General features: G+C 40.9%; 13 protein-coding genes, 3 tRNA genes and 1 pseudogene. 11 read left to right on the forward strand and 6 right to left on the reverse strand.

Annotated features, from left to right (window positions below; all coding sequences use genetic code 11):
• Positions 1 to 5 precede the first annotated feature (5 nt).
• Positions 6 to 356 carry a winged helix-turn-helix transcriptional regulator gene (locus IEE83_RS15465; protein ID WP_194121441.1) on the forward strand — a complete coding sequence of 117 codons (351 nt, stop codon included), beginning with the start codon at positions 6 to 8 and terminating at the stop codon, positions 354 to 356.
• Positions 357 to 653: 297 nt separating this feature from the next.
• Here the strand turns inward: IEE83_RS15465 and IEE83_RS33590 are convergent.
• From IEE83_RS33590 to IEE83_RS15485, 4 genes and pseudogenes are all read right to left on the reverse strand, one after another.
• Positions 654 to 1,004: pseudogene (locus tag IEE83_RS33590) on the reverse strand (Arm DNA-binding domain-containing protein); the annotation flags it as partial.
• Between the two features lie 312 nt (positions 1,005 to 1,316).
• Positions 1,317 to 1,390, reverse strand: a tRNA-Arg gene (locus tag IEE83_RS15475).
• Between the two features lie 85 nt (positions 1,391 to 1,475).
• Positions 1,476 to 1,549: transfer RNA gene (locus tag IEE83_RS15480), tRNA-Pro, on the reverse strand.
• An 85-nt stretch (positions 1,550 to 1,634) separates the two neighbouring features.
• A tRNA-Ser gene (locus tag IEE83_RS15485) sits at positions 1,635 to 1,721 on the reverse strand.
• 130 nt (positions 1,722 to 1,851) lie between these two features.
• Between IEE83_RS15485 and IEE83_RS15490 the strand changes: the two genes are divergently transcribed.
• From IEE83_RS15490 to IEE83_RS15535, 10 genes are all read left to right on the forward strand, one after another.
• Positions 1,852 to 2,814 (forward strand): vWA domain-containing protein, encoded by a 963-nt coding sequence (locus IEE83_RS15490; RefSeq protein WP_194121443.1) that lies wholly within the window; start codon positions 1,852 to 1,854, stop codon positions 2,812 to 2,814.
• 37 nt (positions 2,815 to 2,851) lie between these two features.
• Entirely contained in the window at positions 2,852 to 3,571 is a 720-nt protein-coding gene (locus IEE83_RS15495) for a tetratricopeptide repeat protein (RefSeq protein WP_194121444.1), read from the forward strand.
• Positions 3,572 to 3,589: 18 nt separating this feature from the next.
• Positions 3,590 to 4,525 (forward strand): phosphoribosylaminoimidazolesuccinocarboxamide synthase, encoded by a 936-nt coding sequence (locus tag IEE83_RS15500; RefSeq protein WP_194121445.1) that lies wholly within the window; start codon positions 3,590 to 3,592, stop codon positions 4,523 to 4,525.
• Between the two features lie 53 nt (positions 4,526 to 4,578).
• Positions 4,579 to 5,001 carry an anti-anti-sigma factor gene (locus IEE83_RS15505; protein ID WP_194121446.1) on the forward strand — a complete coding sequence of 141 codons (423 nt, stop codon included), beginning with the start codon at positions 4,579 to 4,581 and terminating at the stop codon, positions 4,999 to 5,001.
• A gap of 398 nt (positions 5,002 to 5,399) precedes the next feature.
• Positions 5,400 to 9,983, forward strand: coding sequence for a glutamate synthase large subunit (gene gltB, locus IEE83_RS15510; protein WP_379992946.1), 4,584 nt, complete (start codon positions 5,400 to 5,402; stop codon positions 9,981 to 9,983).
• Between the two features lie 93 nt (positions 9,984 to 10,076).
• On the forward strand, positions 10,077 to 11,585 hold the full coding sequence (locus IEE83_RS15515) for a glutamate synthase subunit beta (protein WP_194121448.1): 1,509 nt from the start codon (positions 10,077 to 10,079) through the stop codon (positions 11,583 to 11,585).
• 169 nt (positions 11,586 to 11,754) lie between these two features.
• Positions 11,755 to 12,378, forward strand: coding sequence for a polysaccharide deacetylase family protein (locus IEE83_RS15520; protein ID WP_194121449.1), 624 nt, complete (start codon positions 11,755 to 11,757; stop codon positions 12,376 to 12,378).
• Between the two features lie 53 nt (positions 12,379 to 12,431).
• Complete coding sequence (locus IEE83_RS15525; RefSeq protein WP_194121450.1) at positions 12,432 to 13,433, forward strand: glycosyltransferase; 1,002 nt, start codon at positions 12,432 to 12,434, stop codon at positions 13,431 to 13,433.
• 19 nt (positions 13,434 to 13,452) lie between these two features.
• Positions 13,453 to 14,220, forward strand: a complete 768-nt coding sequence (locus IEE83_RS15530) for a TatD family hydrolase (protein WP_194121451.1) — start codon at positions 13,453 to 13,455, stop codon at positions 14,218 to 14,220.
• A gap of 19 nt (positions 14,221 to 14,239) precedes the next feature.
• A complete protein-coding gene (locus IEE83_RS15535; protein WP_194121452.1) occupies positions 14,240 to 15,313 on the forward strand; it encodes an asparaginase in 1,074 nt (357 codons plus the stop codon).
• Between the two features lies 1 nt (position 15,314).
• Here IEE83_RS15535 and IEE83_RS15540 read toward each other — a convergent pair whose 3' ends face one another.
• Positions 15,315 to 15,878, reverse strand: coding sequence for a hypothetical protein (locus IEE83_RS15540; protein ID WP_194121453.1), 564 nt, complete (start codon positions 15,876 to 15,878; stop codon positions 15,315 to 15,317).
• Between the two features lie 100 nt (positions 15,879 to 15,978).
• Positions 15,979 to 18,492 (reverse strand): phosphocholine-specific phospholipase C, encoded by a 2,514-nt coding sequence (locus tag IEE83_RS15545; RefSeq protein WP_194121454.1) that lies wholly within the window; start codon positions 18,490 to 18,492, stop codon positions 15,979 to 15,981.
• Positions 18,493 to 18,510 lie beyond the last annotated feature (18 nt).

The following is an 18,510-nucleotide window of genomic DNA, read 5'->3' on the forward strand; positions in this document are numbered from 1 at the left end:
AAAGGATGCCAGATATACCTCCAGATAAAGACACCGTTGCGCAGCAAATACGCCACCTTCAGGATACCTTGTACGTGGTAAGTGGGAAGTGGAAATTACCTATCCTAGTGGCCATACACGAAGGCAATAGTCGCTTTCGCGAAATTCAGCGGAGCGTGCATGGTATCACCACCAAGGTCTTATCCACAGAGCTCAAAGCCCTGGAACAAAACAAGCTGGTGGTGCGGCGGGTGTATGACACATCGCCGCCCACCGTGGAGTACACGACTTCCTCGTATTGCGATACCTTGCAGAATATGGTGCTGGAAATGATTGCCTGGGGTAAAAAACACCGTGACCGGATTCGGGAAGACTAAGGGCTTCTAAACATCTTCCATTCGCACGAGGAGTTTGATTTCCAGGATGAAGCCCTCAATGACCCTAAGTATTAAGTAGTATAATTTCAGTAGATCAAAACAGCCACATAAGCGTCGTTATATACACATGACCCTTTACATGTGTATATAAGTCGGCTGCTTAGTATATTTAATCGTACACGATTTAGACTATAATTTACTTTTGAGAGCTATCTATCAGCTCTAAAAGTAAATTGATGCAGTCAACCTAGATTAAAGTAATATATATAGCCACAGCCTGGCCCCGTTATGCACATTTTAGCAAGTGGAGACAGGCCAACATACAACTGACGTGGTTCCGACAAGGGCTTCCATCCATTTATTATGCTCTTTGATTACTTCCAATAGAAGTTTGGGATTTTCAACCCGGCCATTGAATTTATCTTTAACTGACTCAGCTGTAATTAGCTCACCGCTAATTACAAGCTCACTATGAGCACTAAATACTTTTTCCTGTAAAGTATTTAGGTATGAATTTGTAGAACGAGCGTCTTCTTTACTGCCAGACAATCTGCCGGCTTTACTGTTCCATCTTTTTGGATCACATTGCCTACCTGTGGCAATTTCAATCCGCCTTCCGTTGACGGTCAACCTCAAATAAATCGGCGCTTCACCACCATCATAATTCTTGCTTTCTCACATAGAAAAGCAGACTCAAATTTGTCGTCATAACTTTTAAGTTAAAAGGTTAAACAAAATTAGTCTTACAAATCCGTTAGCACAAGATGTTCATTTGCAGAATATGCTGAAATACAATTAGTTAAGTGCATTCTGGTGAGTCGGGAAATTCAGAGATTTGACTCACCGAATCACTCACCTTTTTTTTGAGAATAATTGAATATTTTGGGGCATTCCGCAAAAAGAAAACTCCTGCAAATGTTTAATTTGCAGGAGTTTAGCGAGTTTTGATACTCTTTTCCGTGATCCCGTTGTGATTCGAACACAAGACCTACTACTTAGAAGGCAGTTGCTCTATCCAGCTGAGCTACGGGACCGTTTAAAATAAAAACAGTTGGTGATATGCAGCGAGAAATTACAAATTACTCAATGATACTGCCAACTGATCAATGGTTATAATTGTCGGGGAGACAGGATTCGAACCTGCGACCCTCTGGTCCCAAACCAGATGCGCTACCGGGCTGCGCCACTCCCCGAAACCTTAAAACCTTTTTTGATGATTGTCCAATTACTTTTCCAACCATTAACCAACTTGCGGCGACCCGCAATAGTGAAACAGTGTAGAGGAAGCGGGATTCGAACCCGCGGTACCCTTGCGAGTACGGCAGTTTAGCAAACTACTGGTTTCAGCCACTCACCCATCCCTCCGTCTTTCCGTTCTGGGTTGCAAATATAGGAGGTTCTGATTCAGAAAAACAAATGTTTTCGAAAAAAAAAGTTTGTCAGAAGCTTCTATTGTCTATTTTTGAAAAAGTTTTAAATAGTCAAATCGTTCATTATGAACTGGAATTACCCCTTTGAAAGTACCGAATATTTTTTTATATTTTTCTTCATTGTTGCATACGTTTCCTTTATTTACCGTACCATCCGGGTGGCCCGGCAGCTTAATACCACGGCCAGAACTTTAATTTTAAAGCTTTTTTTACGAACCATTTATTTTGCCTTATTAATTGTCAGCCTGCTCGGTCCGTCTTTTGGTGAAGCTGATCAGGCCATTCAGTCAAAAGGAAAGGATATTTACGTACTTGTTGATCTGTCAAAATCTATGGATGCGACGGACGTTACCCCCACCAGACTGGAAAAAGTAAAATTTGAGATTAACCATTTTGTCCAGAATCAGCATTCAAATCGGATTGGTTTGATCGTTTTTTCCAATGAAGCATTCGTTCAGGTTCCGCTTACTTATGATGCCGCCGCACTTGAACTTTTTATTCAGAGTTTGCAAACAGAACTTTTGCCAACCAGCGGGACAAACATTTGCGGCGCTACGGAGTTGGCCTATAAAAAACTTGTTGACGGGAATGACCGCTCAGGCCGCTCTAAAATGATTGTCATATTTACAGACGGTGAAAATAAAGGCGATTGTTACCGATCATTATATAACAACATACGGCGGTTTGGCGTCGGAATATATGTTGCGGCTGTGGGAACGAAAAATGGCAGCAGCATTCCATCCGGAGGAAAACCTTTGAAAGATGAAAAGGACAATCTGGTCATCAGCAAACTTGACGACGATTTTTTACAAACTCTGGCAGCCAGTACAAAAGGGGCATACTACGAATTGAATAATGAAAAAAACGAGATAAACCGGATGATCAGCGATATTAATAATGCAGACGGAACGCTTGTTGACACCAGAACAGTAACTGTGGTCAGTAATAAATATTATTATTTCCTGGGTGCTGCGCTGTTTTTATTAATCCTTGATGTGTTAATTACTATCGGAACTTTCCGACTCTGAGTATCTCTTCTTATTTTTGCCTCCAAACAGAAATATTATGAACGCCTTATTATTGTACTTACTGCTTTTGCTATGGGACAACCGGACGTTCGACGCTATTACAAAAACGAATGAAAGGAAGATTGGTGCTGAAATGGCTTTTAAGAAAAAGCAGTTTGTCAATGCCTCTAAACTATATCATCAGATCACTTACGGCTCCGTTTTTTCTGATCCGGCAGCGAGGTTGAACATGGCCCACTCCTATTATCAGGCCGGCCAGCTAAAAGATGCATTATATCAATACAAACTTCTGGATCATGTAAAAGATAAAACGATTGCTTCGGTGGCCAACTGTCAGGTGGCACTTATTCTTGTTTCAAAAAAAGATACGGCTGGCGCACTGGAACGATTAAAAACTTCCTTACGCCTTGAACCCAGAAATACCGTTGCCAGGTCAAATTATATTATTTTAAAAACACATTTTTCAGGAATAGAACAACCTTCGCAGTCGAGCCAGGACAATAGAATGGCGAAAAACGAAGCGAGTACAAATAAGCCAACTCCGTCAAAACCAGAGGCAAAACCGGAAGGTTTTGAACAGGAGGAAGCTGCAAAACGTGAACAATTATTACGCAGTCTGAAATCCATGAATATGTCGGAAGAGCAGGCCCGTCTTATTTTGGATGCGATGAAATCAAACGAATCCCAATATATTTACCAACTCAGACGAAAGCAGTACGCCAAGAAGTCTGAGCGAAATGAAACAATAGAATGGTAATTTTTACTATAAGACTCCATGAACAGCATACCAGAAACTAATTTTCAATTCCCAAATCAAACCGGTTTTTACAAAGGAAAAGTACGTGATGTATACTCTTTTGAAGACAAACTGGTTATGGTTGCCACCGACAGAATTTCGGCTTTTGACGTTATTTTGCCAAAAGCAATTCCTTATAAAGGCCAGGTTTTAAATCAGATTGCAGCACACTTTTTATTGGCTACGGCGGATATTGTCCCAAACTGGTTACAAGAAGTTCCGGATCCGAATGTAAGTTTGGGTATTAAATGTGAAGCTTTTCCTGTTGAAATGGTGGTTCGTGGTTATCTGGCTGGACATGCATGGAGAGAATATTCAGCAGGGAAAAGAGAGGTTTGCGGAGTTTCTTTACCTGACGGATTGAAAGAAAACGATAAATTGCCTGCGCCAATCATTACACCGACCACCAAAGCACACGAAGGCCATGATGAAGATATTTCTCGTGAGCAAATTTTAAGTCAGGGACTGGTATCGCAGGATAATTACGAACACCTGGAACGCTACACCTTGGCACTATTTAACCGTGGCACGGAAATGGCTGCTGACCAGGGACTTATTCTTGTGGATACGAAATATGAATTTGGAGAATTGAATGGCACGATTTATTTAATAGACGAAATCCATACGCCGGATTCCTCACGTTATTTCTACAAGGATTCTTATGAGGAAAACCAAAGATTGAACCTGCCTCAGAAACAATTGTCGAAAGAATTTGTAAGAGAATGGCTTATTCAGAATGGTTTTCAGGGAAAAGAAGGACAAACCGTTCCTGCCATGGAAGAGGATTGGATCCGGCAAATCTCTGAAAGGTACATTGAGCTTTTTGAAAAAGTATCTGGCAAAAAATTTCAGAAAAATAACTTAGACAATCCATTGCAACGCATAGAAAAAGCCATACTTAGAGCATTGGCCTAGTCTGGTCAAAAGTAATTAACCTAACAAATCATCTGGTTTTAACAAAAACTCGTATGAATCACAGCCTACAAAAAAAAGAACAATACGCCTACATCGACCTTGAAGAAACGGCGTTTGCTAATGAAGTTCCAGCCGCATTTGAGGAAAAATCCCGTGAGCTTTTTCGCGAGGGATTTAATAACCTGATTGTCAATATGCAGGTCACAAAATCCGTTGATGCCAGTGGAACTGCGGTATTGAAAAAAGTAAACTGGTTATGCAAGAATGACCTGGGTATGTTGGTAATCGTTACCAAAGACGACGATTTTATTGACTTACTTGAATCTCTAAAAATTCCTGATTTGAATATACTTCCCACGCAGGAAGAAGCAATTGACGCCGTTTTTATGAATAATCTTGAAAACGAATTCGGTGCGGGAGATGACGATTATGATGCCGAAGATTATGACAACGTAAGTGAATCAAGCGAGCCCTGATTACTTAGAATCGTTCTTTTTAAGCCAAAAACCATCATCCTCGGGATGATGGTTTTTTTATTTTTGCCTAAAATTTCGTAAATTAACAATGTGGAAAAGCATATTGATGAAAGTAGGAAAACAAAAAATCGCACCATTTTCTTTTGAAAAATTCATAACAATAGTACAGGATCGTTATCAAATTATCAGTATTTTCAGATTTATTGTAACGAAACAACCAATTTCATATAGGTTGGATAAAATTTCGTGGTTTTGATATTACACCAAATATTTTTTATCATTATCTTGCGTGGCTTTACTCTATTCTTAATGCGATAGCGGCAAAGCGTTTAATTTAATTTGCTTATTTATATAAATTCTACACACGAATTTGTAAAAAAGTCTACACTCTTCGATATATGTCGCAAATGTCAGAACCAATGGTAGAACAACAGGGGCTTTATCGCCCGGAATTTGAACATGATGCATGTGGGATAGGTTTCCGTGCCAACATTAAGGGTCGTAAGTCACATCAAATTGTGGCGGACGCAATTCACATGCTGGAAAGAATGGAGCATCGGGGTGCTACCGGTTTTGATCCAAACACCGGTGATGGCGCCGGTATCCTGATACAGATTCCCCACGAGTATTTTGTAGAAGAATGCTCAAAAATCGGTTTCCAATTACCTCCTGCGGGTGAGTATGGTGTAGGTATGATCTTTTTTCCAAATGACGAGACTGTCAGGGAAGAATGCAGGGATATTGTCAACCGAAAGTTAAAACGATTGGGCTTAACCCTGATGGGTTACAGAAAAGTGCCGACACTAAACAACACGCTTGGTGAAGGATCTTTGTCTGTGGAGCCTTATGTAGAACAGGTTTTCATCAAACGTCCGGACGATGTTACTGAAGATATCGCTTTCGAACGCAAACTTTATATACTTCGCCAGGTTTCGGCACGTCTGATTCAGGATACGGTAAAAGGAGCAAAAGGAAGCTTCTATTATTCTTCTTTATCATGCCGCACGATTTCGTACAAAGGTCAGCTGACAACTGCTCAGTTGAAATATTATTTCCCGGATCTTGAAAATGAGTCAGTGGTTTCAGCGCTTGCTGTTGTTCACTCTCGTTTTGCAACCAATACTTTCCCGAAATGGGAATTGGCACAGCCTTTCCGTTACATAGCCCATAATGGTGAAATTAACACCGTAAAAGGAAATGTGAACTGGATCCGTGCCGGCGAAAAAGCTTTTCAGTCGGAATATTTCAGCAAAGAGGAAATGGATATGATCCTTCCTATTTGTGACCGTGGACAATCCGATTCTGCAAATCTTGACAACGCTATTGAATTGCTTCACCTTTCAGGCCGCTCGCTTCCTCATGTAATGATGATGCTGGTGCCTGAGGCCTGGGATGGCAATGACCAGATGGATGCGGAACGTAAAGCATTTTACGAATATCACGCAGCGATCATGGAACCTTGGGACGGACCTGCTTCGATTTCGTTTACAGACGGAAAGATGGTAGGTGCTACGCTTGACCGTAACGGTCTTCGTCCTTCCCGTTATTGGGTTTTGGATGATGATACAATCATCATGGCTTCCGAAGCAGGTGTTTTGGAAGTTGATCAGGCGAAAGTTGTGACAAAAGGCCGTTTGCAGCCAGGTCGTATGTTCATCGTTGATATGGAACAAGGTCGTATCATCCCTGACGAAGAAATTAAAGCACAGATTTGTTCAGCACAGCCTTATCAGGAATGGTTGAATGAAAATAAACTACGCGTTGAAGATCTTGATCAGCCAATCCGTACATACAGACAATATGAAGATTCTTCGTTGTTGAAACGTCAGATGGCTTTCGGATTTACTTCGGAAGATTTGCGGATGATCCTTGCTCCGATGGCGCAAAGTGGTTTGGAAGCAATCGGTTCTATGGGTACTGACGTTCCCCTGGCTGTTCTTTCTGAACAAAGTCAGCATATGTCGAGTTACTTCAAGCAGCTTTTTGCGCAGGTAACAAACCCTCCTATTGACTCGATTCGTGAAAGAGCGATCATGTCACTGATTTCATTCGTAGGAAGCACAGAAAATATTTTGACGGAAACGCCTCAGCATTGCCGTCAGATCGAATTGCCTCACCCGGTTTTGACCGTTACGGAATTTGATAAATTAAGATTTATTGATAAAAATCACTTCCAGGCAAAAACAATCAACATCTACTTCCGGGCAGATGAAGGCGGAAAAGCTTTGGAACGTGCTTTGGCAAGAATTTGCCGTTACGCGGTTGAAGCGATTGAAGATGGTTTTGAAATCATCATTCTTTCCGACCGTGCGATCGATTCTGATCACGCACCGATTCCTACTTTGCTTGCCACGGCGGCAATCCACCACCACTTGATCCGCGAAGGTTTGAGAGGAAAAGTTGGTTTGCTTGTTGAAGCTGGTGACGTTTGGGAAACACATCATTTTGCTACGCTGATTGGTTATGGCGCAGCAGGTGTTTGTCCTTATATGGCATTTGAAACGCTTTCTTTCATGAACCGCAAAAACATGATTGATGGTGAATTCACAGACGATAAATTATATTACAACTACATCAAAGCTGTTAACAAAGAGCTTTTGAAGATTTTCTCAAAAATGGGAATTTCAACACTTCAATCTTATCAAGGCGCTCAGATTTTCGAATGTGTTGGTATGAACAAAGATGTGGTTGACCGCTTCTTCACGGGTACCATTTCCCGCATCAGCGGTATGGGTATTGCTGAAATTGCGCGTGAAGTATTGGTTCGTCATAAAGTTGCCTACCACGAAAGTCCTAACATGACTCCGCGTCTGGAAGTTGGCGGGTTTTATCAGTGGAAACAACGCGGCGAAGCGCATATCTTTAATCCGCAAACTGTTCATTTGTTACAACACTCGACAAAAAACAACAGTTACGCTGAATTTAAGAAATATTCAAAACTGATTGATGATCAAACACATAAAGCACTAACACTTCGTGGATTGTTACGTTTCAAAAAAGGAACGCCAATTCCAATCGAAGAAGTTGAACCGGTTGAAAACATTTTCAAACGTTTCGCAACAGGTGCTATGTCATTTGGCTCGATCTCTTGGGAAGCGCATACCACGCTGGCCATTGCTATGAACCGTATTGGTGGAAAATCCAATTCAGGTGAAGGCGGAGAAGATGAACTTCGCTACAAAAATCTGGCTAATGGCGACAGCATGAATTCTCAGATCAAGCAGGTTGCTTCGGGACGTTTCGGAGTTACCAGCCATTATTTGAGCAATGCAGGTGAATTGCAAATTAAAACAGCACAAGGTGCAAAACCGGGTGAAGGTGGTCAGCTGCCGGGTCATAAAGTAGATGACTGGATCGGACGTACACGTCACTCGACTCCGGGTGTAGGACTTATTTCTCCCCCACCACACCACGATATTTATTCAATTGAAGATTTGGCTCAGCTGATTTTCGATTTGAAAAATGCAAACCGTGCGGCTCGTATCAGTGTAAAACTGGTATCCGAAGCGGGTGTTGGAACCGTTGCTGCGGGTGTGGCAAAAGCACATGCCGACCACATTCTGATCTCAGGGTATGACGGAGGAACAGGTGCTTCGCCGTTGAGTTCGATTCGCCATGCAGGGCTTCCATGGGAACTTGGTTTGGCTGAAACGCATCAGACACTGGTTAAAAATAAATTGCGCGGACGCGTTACGGTTCAGGCTGATGGTCAGCTTCGTACAGGCAAAGACCTTGCGATTGCCGCTATGCTTGGAGCGGAAGAATGGGGTGTTGCTACTGCAGCACTTGTTGCGGCAGGTTGTATTATGATGCGTAAGTGTCACTTGAATACTTGCCCGGTTGGGGTTGCTACGCAGAATAAAGAGCTTCGTGCTTTGTTCTCCGGAAAACCAGAACATGTGGTTAACATGTTTACTTTCATGGCGCAGGAACTTCGCGAGATTATGGCTCAGCTTGGTTTCCGTACGGTTAATGAAATGGTTGGGCAAGTTCAATACCTTGAACCACGCAACGATTTAAAACACTGGAAATATAAAAACCTTAATTTCGATGCGATCCTGTTTAAGGATTCAGATCTTTCGGTAGCACAATACAAACAGGAAGATCAGGATCACGGAATCAGTGAAATCATCGATCTGAAATTGATTGATGCAGCAAAAGCAGCTCTTGAAAATTCAGAAGAGGTTTACGGGGAATTCCCGATCAATAACCTGAACCGTGCGGTTGGAACGATGTTATCCAACGAAATTTCCAAAGTTCACGGCGGAACAGGACTTCCAAAAGGTAGCATCCATTTCCGTTTCCGTGGAACAGCGGGACAAAGTTTCGGTGCGTTTAATACAGCCGGAATTCGTCTGGAACTGGAAGGTGATGCGAATGATTACTTTGGAAAAGGTCTTTGTGGCGCGGAACTGATTGTTTATCCGGATCGTGATTCTAAATTCAAACCTGAGGAAAATATTATCATTGGTAACGTAGCATTCTACGGTGCTACTTCTGGTGAAGCTTATATCCGCGGTACGGCTGGTGAACGTTTCTGTGTAAGAAATTCAGGAGCGAAAGTTGTTGTTGAAGGACTTGGAGATCACGGACTTGAATACATGACGGGTGGTTTGGCCGTTATCCTTGGTTCAACAGGTAGAAACTTTGCAGCGGGTATGTCGGGAGGTGTTGCTTATGTACTTGACAGAGCAGGAGATTTCCGCGAAAAAGTGAACTTCGAGATGGTGGCAGTTGATGCGATCAATGAAGAAGATCAGCTTATTCTGCGTGATTCTCTGGAAAAACATTTCCAGTACACAACCAGTAACGTGGCGTTCCAGTTATTACAAAACTGGGAAGAATCGATTGGTTTATTTGTAAAAGTACTTCCAAATGACTTTAAGAAGGCTTTGGACGGACGCGGTATAACACTTGCCCAGCAGATTGCCGATAAAAATGTTGTGTATCAGGACATTGTTGTTGATGTAGACCATTTGTAAGCTCTGAGCCGTAAGTTATCAGCTGTTTGTTTCGGCCGCCAAGAAAACCAGACAGCCCCAATTTGAATCACGATTAACAAGGAAATATTAAGAATGGGAAAGCCAACCGGATTTATTGAGTTTGAAAGGGAATTACCAAAGAAAAGAGCCGTTGAAGAACGTCTTCATGATTATAAAGAAATTGAAACAGCACCAATAGAGTCAAAATCCAAGGAGCAGGCAGCACGTTGTATGGACTGCGGAATTCCTTTTTGCCATAACGGTTGTCCGCTGGGAAATATCATCCCGGAATTCAACGACGCCGTTTATGACGGAAACTGGGGATTGGCTTATGAAATATTAGCATCGACAAATAACTTCCCGGAATTTACGGGAAGAATTTGTCCAGCGCCCTGCGAAGCATCCTGTGTTTTGGGAATTAACAAACCACCGGTTGCAATTGAATTTATTGAAAAATCAATTGTTGAAAAAGCATTTGAACTTGGTCTTGTTAAACCAAGATTTCCTCAGAAACGTACTGGTAAAAAAGTTGCGGTTGTAGGTTCTGGTCCTGCTGGTATGGCTGCGGCAAATCAGTTGAACCAGGCTGGTCATACAGTTTCGTTGCTTGAAAGAGCTGATAAAATCGGTGGACTGCTACGTTACGGTATCCCTGATTTCAAACTTGAAAAGAAAGTAATCGACCGTCGTCTTGCTGTGATGCAGGAAGAAGGAATTGAGTTTATTACCAACGTAAATGTTGGTGTGGATATCAAAGCGGACGAACTTTTAAACGAATACGATGCAGTAGTTTTAACTATGGGATCAACGGTTCCAAGAGATTTGAATATTGAAGGCCGTCAATTGAAGGGAGTTCATTATGCGATGGAATTTTTGAGTCAACAAAATAAACGTGTGGCTGATATTTTCCCGGAAGTAGATCACCAGGGCAAGAAATATGCACATGGTCAGCTTTTGGCAACCGGTAAAAACGTGGTAGTAATTGGTGGTGGTGATACTGGATCCGATTGTGTTGGAACTTCAAACCGTCATGGTGCAAAATCTGTAACGCAGATCGAGCTGATGCCAGTTCCTCCAAAAGATCGTGACACAAGTACACCTTGGCCAAACTGGCCGATGATGCTTCGTACTTCTACCTCACATGAAGAAGGTTGTGAAAGACATTGGTCCATCAACACAAAATCTTTTATTGGAGACGAAAACGGTAATCTTTCCGGGTTGAAAATTGTTGAGCTTGACTGGCAAAAAGATCCTGAAACCGGCCGCATGCAAATGAAGGAAGTAGCAGGAAGCGAGCAGGTATTGCCTTGTGAACTTGCACTTTTGGCAGCAGGATTTTTGCATCCTCAGCAGGAAGGACTTTTGAAAGATCTTGACCTGGAATTTGATGAACGTGGTAACATAAAAGCAAATGGTTACCAGTCTACAACAAACGAAAAAGTTTTCGCAGCAGGTGACTGCCGCCGTGGACAATCCCTTGTTGTCTGGGCGATCAGCGAAGGCCGTGAAGCAGCCCGCGCTGTGGACGAATTCCTGATGGGCGAGTCATTCCTGGAAGCAAAAGCAGTTTCTATGCTGAATCCGGTTTTTGCTCATGCCTGATTCGAGAACATAATTTCACAATAAGAATTAACAAAATAAGCCATTCATTATGAGTGGCTTATTTTGTTTGGATGCTTTCTCACTTTTGAATAATCAATTTTTCCCGGTGATGATCCGTATATTTGGATTAGAAATCTGATTATTGAATTTTCTGTAAACACACATACTAATGTTTTTACATTATTCTCCATTCTGGTTAAAAGCGATATACCCACGTTATAAATGGCACGTTCCAACCGCGGAAAAAGAAATTTTTCTGACTTTTGATGACGGACCAATTCCTGATATTACAGAATTTGTACTGGATACATTGAAACAGTTTGAAGCCAAAGCAACATTTTTTTGCATTGGTGATAATGTAAAAAAACATCCGGCTATTTTCTCAAAAGTGATTAGTGAAGGCCATTCCATTGGAAACCATACATTCAATCACATGAATGGCTGGAAAAGTAAAGATCAGGAATATCTGGCAAATATCGAGTTGTGTGAAAAACAGCTCAAACTTGAAACTAATCTTTTTCGTCCGCCTTATGGAAGAATGAAAAAAAGTCAGTCGAGGCAACTCCCTGAATCCAAGGAAATTATTATGTGGGACGTTTTGAGCGGAGATTTTTCTGCCGCGGTAAAGCCGGAAGTCTGTCTTGAAAAGACAATAAAATACGCCCGTCCTGGCTCGATTGTTTTATTTCATGACAGCCTCAAAGCGGCAAAAAATATGCAATATACTTTACCACGCTTTTTGGAACATTTTTCAAACAAAGATTACCAGTTTAAAGCGTTACCAATGAGCTGAACTTATTTGGTTAGCGCTTGACCATCCTTTAAAAATTTCCGGAACCGGACTTTATGTCTAATCTAATACAACCAGTTAAAGTAAGTATTTTGTTGGCCGCCCGCAATGAAGAGGCAAATATTGAACGTTGTTTAAAATCGCTTGACGCTCTGCAATTTCCAAAAGAAAATCTGGAAATATGTATTGGAGACGATGATTCTTCTGACAAAACTGCCGAAATCATCCAAGCTTATATTAAGGAAAAACCTCAGTTTAAATACTATAAAATTTCTCAACAAACAGATGGTTTAAAGGGAAAAGCTAATGTTTTGGCTCAGCTTGCACACGTTACAACGGGTGATTTTCTGTTTTTTTGCGACGCTGATATAGCTGTTCCAACTGGCTGGATTACTAACATGTTGCCGTTTTTCATGGAAAATACCGGCATTGTTGTAGGCTTAACAAGAATGAAAAAAAGCCGTTTTTTTGCAGATTTCCTTTCTCTCGAATGGCTGTTTACTTTAACAGTAATGCGTTTTTTCTCTTTGTTTAATATTGGAATAACGGGTCTGGGGAATAATATGGCAGTTTCCAGAAAAGCTTATGACTCCGTTGGTGGTTATGAAGGAATCGGGTTTTCCATCGTGGAAGATTATGCGCTTTTCATGGCTATTGTAAAAAATAAATTTGACTTTGTACAAACCTACATTCCTGAAATTATAGCTATTTCCGAGCCGGTCAAAACTTTTAAAGAACTAACGATCCAAAGAAAAAGGTGGATGCACGGCATCATGCAGTCACCGCTTGTACTCCGTATTTGCCTCATCATATCAGCACTTTTAATTCCTGTTATCGCAGTCATTGCCATCTGGGATCCGGAACGAAGTTTAAGAATGCTTATTCAAAACTACATGCTGATCACCGCGATTGTACTTGTGCCGGTAATTTTATTGAAACAAAAAGATTTATGGAAAGCAGTTTTTCTCTTTTGGTTTTATCTTATCGGTATCAGCGTACTAATGCTGATAATTCATATGCTGCCAGGTAAAACCACCTGGAAAGAGAGAACTTATTGAATAGATTAAATACAAAATTATGATAGAAACGCATGCCCACATATATGATGAAAAGTACGACGATGACCGTACTGAAATGCTGCAACGTGCCTGGGATTTAGGAATCGAACAAATATGGATGCCCAATTGTGATCATACAACAATTCCGGGAATGATGCAGCTTGCAGAAACCTATCCGGACCGATGTTTGCCTATGATTGGTCTTCACCCTACTTATGTAAAAGAAGGTTTTGAAAAAGAATTGGAGATCGTGGAAGCGTGGCTGGAAAAATATAAATTCATTGCCGTTGGAGAAATCGGGATGGATTTATTTTGGGATAAAACTTTTCGTGCGCAGCAGGAAGAAGCTTTTTTATATCAATGTAAACTTGCCAGAAAACATAATCTCTGGATTGATATTCATTGTCGTGATGCATTTTGGGAAACTGTTGCATTGATTGAAAAATTTGCAGATTCTTCTTTAACTGGTATTTTCCATTGTTTTATAGGATCATTGGAAGAAGCGCAAAAGGCAATCGATTTGGGATTTAAGTTAGGTATCGGTGGTGTTTCTACGTTCAAAAATGGAGGTCTGGATAAGGTAATTCCATTTGTTGATCTGGAAAATCTCGTTTTGGAAACCGACAGTCCTTACCTTGCGCCAACTCCGTACCGCGGCAAAAGAAATGAAGTTTCTTACATCGATTTGGTCGCGCAGCGTGTTGCGGATTTGAAACAAATAACAAAACAGGAAGTCATTGCCACAACCACAAAAACAGCGAAATCTCTCTTAACTTTGGCGAGTTAAAAATAATCCGCTTTCATAAATGTCTTACAATACAATCCACATAAATCCGATTTCTCCTGAGCCACCTCGCGCTTCTGTTCTTGTCATTTATACCGGAGGAACTTTGGGTATGGTTTACGAAACAAAGGGGAAACAGCTGGTGCCATTTAATTTTGAGCAGGTTATTGAAAGAGTTCCGGAAATAAGACGGCTGGATTTTGAAATTACATTTTTGACATTAAATGAGCCGATTGATTCATCCAATATGAATCCGGAAATATGGATTGAACTTGCACAGATTATTTTTGACAATTACGAAAAGTTTGACAGTTTCGTCATTCTGCACGGAACGGATACGATGGCCTATTCGGCTTCCGGATTAAGTTTTTTACTTGAAAATTTGAACAAACCGGTAATCCTGACTGGCGCGCAATTACCAATCGGTGTTGCCAGATCGGATGCGCGTGAAAATTTTATAACGGCTTTGGAACTGGCAGCTGCAACAAATGAAGATGGCACACCTATCCTATCCGAAGTTTGTATTTATTTCAATTCCCATCTGCTTCGCGGTAACCGTTCAAAAAAACAGGAGAGTTCTGATTTTAACGCTTTTCACTCCGAAAATTATCCACTTCTGGCAAATGCAGGCGTAAGAATCGACTGGAATTTGCCCTTCATCAAAACTTTTGAAGAAGGTAAAAAGCTCGAAATTCAATCCAAACTGGATACCAACGTAGCTTTCCTGAAATTGTTTCCTGGCATTAACAAACAGGTTGTAAAATCAATTTTAGGAATTGAAGGATTGAAAGGAATAGTAATGGAGACTTATGGAGCAGGCAACGCTCCTACCGAACCATGGTTTTTGCAAGAAATACAAAATACTATTGAACGAGGAGTAATTATATTTAATGTTTCTCAATGCGACGGCGGTCGTGTGGCTCAGGGACATTACCAAACCAGTAAATTCCTGAAACAGGTCGGTGTGGTAAGTGGTTCAGACATCACGGCCGAAGCTGCCATTACTAAAATGATGTATGTTTTTGGTAAAGAATCAGATCATTCGAAATGCGTTGAAATGCTTAAAAATCCAATGCGTGGGGAAATGACGATTTGATTTACAAGGTTTTGAAAGTGAATTTATAGGTAGCTGACAACGGTTGCTTGAAGTGATCATATCGTGCGGAAGCGGGCGGACCAGTAACCCATGAATTTTTCTTTTCGATAATTTCTTCTGACTTATATTCATTTTTCAGCACAAGACCCTTTTTGATAGCTATTTCATCAGCTTCGCGCCAGGCCTGTACTGTGATGTCGTGCAATAACAATTCTTTGTCTTTCTGAGAAAATTCGGGCTTTACAGCCATTCCGCCAAGTTCAGGATGACTATCTCTGTATTTTTCTAAAAGCAGATACTGATCATGATTCAACAAGATCTGATATACAGGCGTATTGTAAACATACTCACCAAAGCTTGATGTTGAATCAACTGTGCGTATTATTTCCAGTCTGTTGCTGTTAAGAAAATCCAGGAATTCTTTGTTTTTTGATGTAAAACCGCTTTCGAAAGACTCTTTATTGGTAAAGCTCAAAGATGACCAGAAAACGACCGTTTCCGCTGTAAAAATTGCTTCCTTTGAAACAACAACTTCTATCTCCTGCGCTGAAAACATGTTTTCCATTTTATTTTGGCTTTTAAAACAAATGACCCCGAACCACTTTGCTATCCATTTTGAAAAGATAAATAAAAAGTTGTTCAGGGTCAAGTATACGTCAATTTACTTAAACAATTCCCCCCATCAAAGGATCCGTTTTAGTTACTTGGCCAGTTTCAACATGACCGGCAAAACGTTCCTGGTAAGAATCAAATCCTTTAATTTTTACGCTGAAATCGTACCAGTTATAATTTTTAGATAAATTTAAAACGATCGAAGTTTGAGCTCCGGCTGGTATCGCTTTATTCTGATTTTTGGCTTTATAACTATTATCCAGTATCGTTAAAACGTGTGGTTTTGTGTCATTATTGGTAACCGTGATCAACACATTCCCCGTTAATCGTGACGGATTGAGCCTGCTTGCTTCGTACGTGCAAGTAAGTTTAACCAATGGATTATTTTTGTCCCCGGCAAATTCTCTAAAAAATCCATTCGGGCCATAAACCCGGAAATGGTAATTTTCCTTTTCAAAATCAGTCAGATTGAATTCGTCATAAATTGCGTCACCAGCCGCAACACTATAATCCCAGGATTTTAGCGGATCATTTTGGTATGAATTCATCGCATATACACGAAATGGTGAACCCGTGGCTTTATTACCAAACACTTTGTTTCCGGCTTTGAATGATAACCCAATACTGTTTTTATTTTTGTCATAAACCGTATGAACATAATTTTCATAAGGCAATGCACAGGCAGATCTCACGCCTTTTTCCTGTTTTGGGAAATATGGAGATTCGTGATGATTGGTATTAATCTGCTCAATTTCTGCCTTTGTTAATTGCTTGTAATTATCGGGAGCATTTTTAAATTGAGCCTGATGAATTCCTTCAATAAATGGTTTTCTAATTAAAAAATCAGGTTTGGTAATTGTCTCTCCATTATAAGGTCTGAAAACTGAAGTCAAATCACCACAAATTGTCCGGCGCCATTGAGTGATATTTTCCTCTTTCACCTTTTTACTAAATTTCTTTTCAAGGAAATTTTCCAAAAATTGCAAAGATGAAGTATGATCAAAAACCTCGGAATTAACAAAACCACCGCGAGACCAAGGTGATGCAACAATCATAGGAACGCGGTATCCTAAGCCAATCGAACCTTCCCGAAGATTACTCTCCTGCATGGATGGATTACTCTGCTGCGTTTTTGTTGCAAAATCCATTTTCGGATCAATGCCTTTCGATACTTTTCCTGTATTTTCCTTGTACGGGTTTGGTACAGTGTAAGGCGGCATGTGGTCAAAATATCCGTCATTTTCATCATAGGTAACAATGAAAATAGTCTTCTTCCAAACCTCAGGATTTTCAAGTAAAATTTCCATGGCTTCACTCACATACCAGGGCCCAAACCACGGCTGACCCGGATGATCGGAAAAATGTGCAGGAGGCATTAGCCACGATGCCGTCGGCAAAGTACCATTTTTAACATCCGCTCTGAATTGATGAAAAACATCACCTTTCGGCACTTTCAATTCTCTTTCTGTGCCTTTGTCATCATATTTTAATTCTTCCAGCTCGTGGTAATAAGCGTCGTTTATGTTTGTTATAAATGCTTTATTATGAATCTCTTTCGCCTGCTCTGAAAGATTGTTATAGGTTTCAGTCGTAAATCTTGATTGCGCCGTTTCAATTAAAGTCAGGAGTTTTTTAGCTGCTGCAAGCCTTTGAGAAACTTTTTCGTCCGAAGGCTGCTTTTCCATTTCTCCGATCTGCTGCAAAAGATTCTCCTTTTTTGACTGCAAATTGGCAATTCCCCCTTCATGCAACCGAACATTATACTGTTTGTAATATTCCAAAACGTTGGTACCAAAGTTGCTGAGCCAGGCACTTTCTTCGCCTTTCAGGCCATAACCCATTGTCAGCTCGTTCTGGTAAACCTTCCATGAAATACCATTTTCCTGCAAACGTTCCGGATAAGTTTTCCAGCTTAATTCCGGGTATTCATAATTACTGTTATTCCACAAATGCGCGATTGCTTCCACTTCATTTTTTTCACGAACGGTTCCTGTCATAAAATAATGACGGTTCGGGTGCGTTCCCGTTATGCTTGAACAAAAGTTATGATCGCAAACTGTAAATGCATCAGCCAGCGAATAATAGAAGGGAAAATCCACGCGGTCGCAATAACCCATTGTCAATGGAATCTTTGCGTATTCTTTATTTCTAGCCTTTTTTACGTCCAGCCATTTATCGTATTTTCCACCATTCATGGCATCCGTCTGATCCGTCCAGCCATGAGGAACTGAGCCCATCCAGGCCACTTTTGTATCCTTTACATTAAGCTGAAAAGGTCCATAAGTTTCACCCTCTTTGTTGGTTTGCAGCCAAACTTTATTTTTATCCGGAAGTTGAATTGCGCGGGGATCATTAAAACCGCGAACACCCTGCAAAGTACCAAGCTGATGATCAAATGACCGGTTTTCCTGCATTAGAAATACGATGTGTTCAGCATCATAAAAGGTACTGCCGAGTTCCGGATTTATGGCCATAGCTCTTTCAATCACAGCCGGTAACATGTTGGCCATCGCACCCGTACCTGATAAAAGCGCGGCTTTCTTTAAAAAATCTCTCCTTGAATTCATGTGTATTAAAATGCTAAA

It is taken from the genome of Dyadobacter subterraneus, from assembly GCF_015221875.1.
In the GTDB taxonomy this organism is placed as follows: domain Bacteria; phylum Bacteroidota; class Bacteroidia; order Cytophagales; family Spirosomataceae; genus Dyadobacter; species Dyadobacter subterraneus.